The 5,354-nt window shown below is 63.0% G+C and carries 6 protein-coding genes; 2 read left to right on the forward strand and 4 right to left on the reverse strand.

Annotated features, from left to right (window positions below; translation table 11 throughout):
* On the reverse strand, nt 1-176 hold a 176-nt coding region (locus RIF85_RS14285; RefSeq protein ID WP_309072572.1), incomplete at its 3' end, for a methylenetetrahydrofolate reductase.
* Between the two features lie 341 nt (nt 177-517).
* Here RIF85_RS14285 and RIF85_RS14290 point away from each other — a divergent pair.
* Entirely contained in the window at nt 518-1,636 is a 1,119-nt protein-coding gene (locus RIF85_RS14290) for an aromatic acid exporter family protein (RefSeq protein ID WP_309072568.1), read from the forward strand.
* On the opposite strand, the gene RIF85_RS14295 is transcribed toward RIF85_RS14290, so the two are convergent.
* Nucleotides 1,633-2,841: an App1 family protein gene (locus RIF85_RS14295; protein ID WP_375164859.1), complete on the reverse strand. Its 1,209-nt coding sequence runs from the start codon at nt 2,839-2,841 to the stop codon at nt 1,633-1,635. The genes RIF85_RS14290 and RIF85_RS14295 overlap by 4 nt on opposite strands.
* Before the next feature lie 78 nt (nt 2,842-2,919).
* A complete protein-coding gene (locus RIF85_RS14300; RefSeq protein WP_309072569.1) occupies nt 2,920-3,081 on the reverse strand; it encodes a hypothetical protein in 162 nt (53 codons plus the stop codon).
* 171 nt (nt 3,082-3,252) lie between these two features.
* Here RIF85_RS14300 and RIF85_RS14305 point away from each other — a divergent pair, with 171 nt between their 5' ends.
* Nucleotides 3,253-4,182, forward strand: a complete 930-nt coding sequence (locus RIF85_RS14305; protein WP_309072570.1) for a 5'-3' exonuclease — start codon at nt 3,253-3,255, stop codon at nt 4,180-4,182.
* Here RIF85_RS14305 and RIF85_RS14310 read toward each other — a convergent pair.
* On the reverse strand, nt 4,179-5,354 hold a 1,176-nt coding region (locus tag RIF85_RS14310), incomplete at its 5' end, for a MalY/PatB family protein (protein ID WP_309072571.1). The genes RIF85_RS14305 and RIF85_RS14310 overlap by 4 nt on opposite strands.

Below are 5,354 nucleotides of genomic sequence, written 5' to 3' on the forward strand. Positions count from 1 at the left end.
GAGGCACCGTAGGTCACCGAGACGTAGTCGGGGCTGGTCTGCTCAAGCTCGCGGATGGTGCGCCAGAGCGTTTCGGCCGCACTGGTGCTGCGCGGTGGGAAGAGTTCATAGGACAGGGCGGGATACGGCTCGGGAGCCGGCGGACCCACAGTATGGACAGACTTTGCTGGTGACATTCGTCATCCTCGGTCGTTAGGACATCCGGCTGCCGCCCCGCACAAAAGATGCGCAAAAGCAGAACCGGAATGAAATAAGGAAAGGAAGCAGGACAGAATCCCGATCACCGCGCGGCCGCGCGGCAGGGAACTCCTGCGAAACAAATGTCAGGCCCACATGGGGGCACCCACACTCCCAACTTTGGGAGTCGCTGACCCGTTACGGAAGTAACTTGTCCTGAACGTTACGGCACGGCCGCGCGGGCCTTCAAGAATTGTTGCGACACCCCCGACACATTTCGTGGAGCAGTCCTCCACGGAGCACTCACGGGGCTCTCATAAACGGTTGCCATACTGAAGAAATGCGACGCCTGCTGACCCATTCCGGTGACCTGCGGGAGCGTACCCGGCACCTCATCATGCACGAGCGCCTTCTGTTGGCCATCAAGACCGCTCTGGCGGCGGCGGTTGCATGGTGGCTGGCTGTGCGGGTCCCCGGAGTTGCCGCGCAATATCCCTACTACGCTCCGCTCGGTGCGGTGGCGACGATGTACCCCACCATCGCCGGATCAGCGCGGCAGGGTATGGAGACCCTCCTGGGCTTGGCCGTGGGGTTTGCGCTGGCGCTTCCGATCATCTTCATGGGGAGTGTTTCCGTGCTTTCCCTCGCGATGGTCGTCGGTGTGGGCGTACTCGTTGCCGGCATCCCTCGATTCGGTGCAGGCAGAGACTGGATTCCAATGGCCGCCATCTTTGTACTGCTGGTCGGGGGCAACGATCCGGAAGAATACTCCTTCAGCTACCTCCTTCAAATGCTTGTCGGCGTGGTCGTCGGGCTGGTGGTGAACCTGCTGATTTTCCCGCCGCTTCACCTTGACGGCGCGGTACGCGGTCTCCGGGACTTCCGGGCGCTGCTGGCCCGTCAGCTCTCCGACATGGCCAAGGCCATCACGGAATCCTGGCCGCCTGAGCACGAGGAATGGGCCGAACGCGAGGGTCGGTTGACCGATCTGGGCCAGGAGGTCCGTTCCGCGGTGCAGTTGGCGGACAGCAGCAGGCGCGGAAACCCACGACGACGGCGCTATAAACGCGATCTCGCCGCGGACTACCAGCGGCTTCAGGCGATGGAACGGATCGCCTTTCACGTTCAGGACATGACTGAGGTCCTTGCGGGGGTCATCTGGCGCACCCCCGAATCCACTCCCCTGCCACCGGCACTGGTTCAGCCCCTTGCCGATGCCATTGCCCGGACTGCAGAGGCTCTGGATGAGTGGGACCCGGAAGGTTCCACCATGACGCGCGCTGAAGATGCCGTGGAGCACCTGATGCAGCAAATCTCCTCCGGAGCCGCTGCCGAGGAGCGAATCCAGGCAACAGCGGCGCTGGGTATGGACCTGCGGCGGATCCTGCTGACCGTGCGTGCCGAATCCGAGTCACCCTATGACGGGGCAGTACCGGACGTCGGGAAACGAGGGAGCTAGACCTCGTCCTCCGGGTCGATACGGGCCGCACTGTCGATGATTCCCATCCGGCTCAGCTGATCCGACATGCCGGCACCGTCGCCAGCGTAAATCCACGGAATGCCCGGCGTGGACCCCGCAAGGTTGGCCTTCGATCGTCCACCCGCGAGTACGGCTTCGCTTGTGGAGAGCTGCCGTATGGCGATCGCCCGGACATTGTCCGGGTGGTTTCGCGCAAACTCCGCATAGATAGCCTCATCATGCTGTCCGTCGTCACCGATCAGCAGCCACTTGACCGAGGGGAACTCCTCAGCGAGCCGCTCCAGTGAGGACCGCTTGTGTTCCTGTCCGCTACGAAACCAGCGGTCGCGGGTAGGGCCCCAGTCGGTAAGGAGTTTTGGTCCGGCGGGGTACAGGTTCCTTGAGAGGAACCGGGTCAGGGCGGGCGCTACGTTCCAGGCGCCCGTTGAGAGGTACAGCACGGGGGCGGCCGGATGCTTCCGGACAATCCGTTCCATCAGGACGGACATCCCGGGAGTGGGAGTACGCGCATGCTCATCAAGCACGAAGGTGTTCCAGGCCGCCAGAAACGGACGCGGCAGAGCGGTCACCATGACGGTATCGTCTATGTCGGATACGACGCCGAACGTTACGTCGTTCTCGACGACCCGCACGGGAGCGTCAGCCACGACTGAGTCCCCGGACTTGATGCGGACGGTATGCCAGCCCGGTGCGAGCGAGGCATCGATGTGGACGTCTATGACGCCGCCCCTGTCCGCATGGACGACGGCGGTGGTTCCGTTGACCTCAAGCGTCACTTCCGCATTGCGCACCGGTGCGCTGACGAAGTTCCGCCATCCACGGAGCCCTTCCTTGATGGGCTTCATGGTCTCCTTGCCCTCAAGCGGCTGGAGATCACGTGGGTTGGAGAGAACCACGCGACCGAGAACACGGATCCAGGTGGTGGTCCCGTAACCCGTGTACGGAATGATGGTCTCGACGCGGCCACGCTTCTCCGCGATACGGGTCTGCAATGAGTGCCACGTATCGCCGATCATCAGACCGAGGTGGGTCCGTTCCCTGATCTCCGCCCCAGGTGGGGGCAGCGGTATGGGTGTGGACTGTCCGCTCGCGGATGATGCCGGGTCTTCAGGACGCCTATCGGCTCCTCCCGCGTGGGCTTCGTCAGATGGTGCCTGCTCGAATGGTGCCTGGTCGGTTGCCATGGCTCCAGTCTTGCATGATCAAACCGCGTTGCCACAGGGAAGCGCGCGTCGCTCTGCTGCTCAACCAGGTTGGGCCGCTTAGACCATCGCTTCCTCGCGCTGCTCGGAAGCCTTCCAGATGGTCACCGTCCTGTGCCCGGGGTTGAGGAAGGTGTGGTTCTCGGAAGTGACTGATTCGGCTGTCCTGGTCTCGACTACCCACGTCCGCTGACACTGACGGCACCGCATTAGTCCAGTCATGATGCACTTGCTCCGTTCGTGCTTTTGGTTGTCCGGTCCCAGTGTGGACCTACTTGTTCCAAGCTTCAAGGGTTTTCATCGATCGAATGGATATATTTTTTGAGGACTGGGTGAGGTTCGATGGCGCGGCGTCGTCGTCGTTCCGGTACTGCACCATGGGAGGATCTGAGAGTGGCCGAACGACTGATGCTCCTCGATACACCGTCCCTGTACTTCCGCGCTTTTTATGGGTTGCCGGACAGCCTCAAGGCAGCCAACGGGATGCCGGTGAACGCCGCTCGAGGGTTGCTTGACATGATCGCCCGCCTGGTGACTGATTATGAGCCGACACACTTGGTCGCCTGCTGGGATGATGACTGGCGTCCCCAGTGGCGCGTAGAGCTCATTCCCAGTTACAAGGAGCACCGGGTTGCCCGGAAGGTTCCGGACGGTCCGGACATCGAGGAGACGCCGGAGGGCCTGGTAGCCCAGCTCCCGCTGATCCGCGAAACCCTCGCCGCGCTTGGTCTGCCGATCATCGGAGCGGCAAGGCACGAAGCCGACGATGTCATCGGCAGCCTCGCCAGCCAAGCCACTATGCCGGTGGACATTGTCACCGGTGACCGGGACCTGTTCCAGCTTGTCGACGACGCCAGCGGCGTGCGGGTGCTCTACACCGCCCGGGGAATGAGCAAGCTCGAAGCAGTCACCGATGTGACGGTGGTGGGCAAGTACTCGGTACTTCCCGGCCAGTACGCCGACTTCGCTGCGTTGCGGGGTGACACCTCAGACGGCCTTCCCGGCGTTGCCGGCATCGGCGACAAGACGGCGGCCAGCCTTCTCAAGGAATTCGTCGATCTCGACGGGATCATCGACGCGAGCAAAGACTCCTCAAGCGCCATGTCAGCGTCGGTACGCCAGAAGCTCACGAGTGCTGCCGACTATCTGGCTGTAGCTCCGACGGTTGTCGGCGTGGTCCGGGATCTGGACCTGGGCCAGATCGATTCCCGGATCCGGCCGCTTGATGCCGAGCAGGAAGTGGCACTGAAAAAACTGGCAGAGCAATGGAACCTCGGCGGCGCGGCGGACCGCGTACTGAAGGCGTATGCCACCCGCGGCTAACCTGCCCTCCGCTGAGCGAGTGCCCTTTCCATGCGCCGAACTGCCTCGATAAGGATTTCCGGGTGCGTCGCGAAGTTGAGCCGCGCGTGACCGGCGCCACCCGTTCCAAACACATGGCCCGAGCTCAGGGCGACCCGCGCCTGATCGAGGAAGAATCTGGCAGGCCCGGCCAAATCGGTAACAACCGCAGGGTCGTCCTGGGGAGCGGATTCACCGAACCCCAGTTCCCGAAAGTCCAGCCAGGCCAGGTATGTGCCCTCCGACGGAAGCAGCCCGGTTCCCGTGAGATGCTCGGCCACAAGCTTGCCAAGCAGGTCGCGGTTGTCATTCAGGCCCATCAGCAACTCATCCAGCCAGGCACCTCCCTCGCTGAACGCTGCCGTGTGAGCGAGGACTCCAAGGTGACTGGGGCCGTGACTTACCTCTTCCGGCAGCCGGGCAAGGTCCGCTGTTGCTTCGGGTCCTGCGATGAGAAGTGCCGCTTTCAATCCCGCTAGGTTCCATGCTTTTGATGCGGAGGTGAGCGAGAAGGCGTCATCGCTCCCCGCAACGCTCAAATAGGGGGTGAAACTGGCCCCGGCGAGCACAAGCGGACCATGGATCTCGTCCGCTATGACCCGCACCCCGTGACGGCCGGCTAGCTGCGCAACCTCCTCAAGCTCCTGGCGGGTGTGGACCGTGCCGGTGGGATTGTGAGGGTTGCTGAGCAGGAAGGCGGGCTGCCCCGACGCGGCCCGCACAGCCTGAAACGCCTCGTCGAGGCTGCTCAGATCAAGTCGTCCGTCACTTCCGAGAGGTGCTTCGACAATGCGCCGGTCGGCATGGGTGGTGAAGGCGAAGAATGGTGCATACACCGGAGGGGTGACGACGACGGCGTCCCCCGGCGCCGTCACCAGCTTGAGGGCCTCGACGATACCCATCATGACGTCAGGAACGACAGCGATCCGATCGGTATCGACGTTCCTCCATTCCCAACGCTCTACGGCAAACGTCCTGAAGGCTTCCGCGTAGGCGTTTCCCGCCGGGTATCCGGTGTCGCCTTGATCGATTGCCTGCTGCAGTACTGCCCGGACCGGCGGTGCCAGTGGGACATCCATCTCCGCGACCCACAGCGGCAGGACATCGGCGGGGTAGGTACGCCATTTGAGGCTTGAGCGCTCTCGTAGCTGCTG

Origin of the sequence: Arthrobacter sp. (genome assembly GCF_031179385.1) — a bacterium.
In the GTDB taxonomy this organism is placed as follows: Bacteria; Actinomycetota; Actinomycetes; order Actinomycetales; family Micrococcaceae; genus Arthrobacter_D.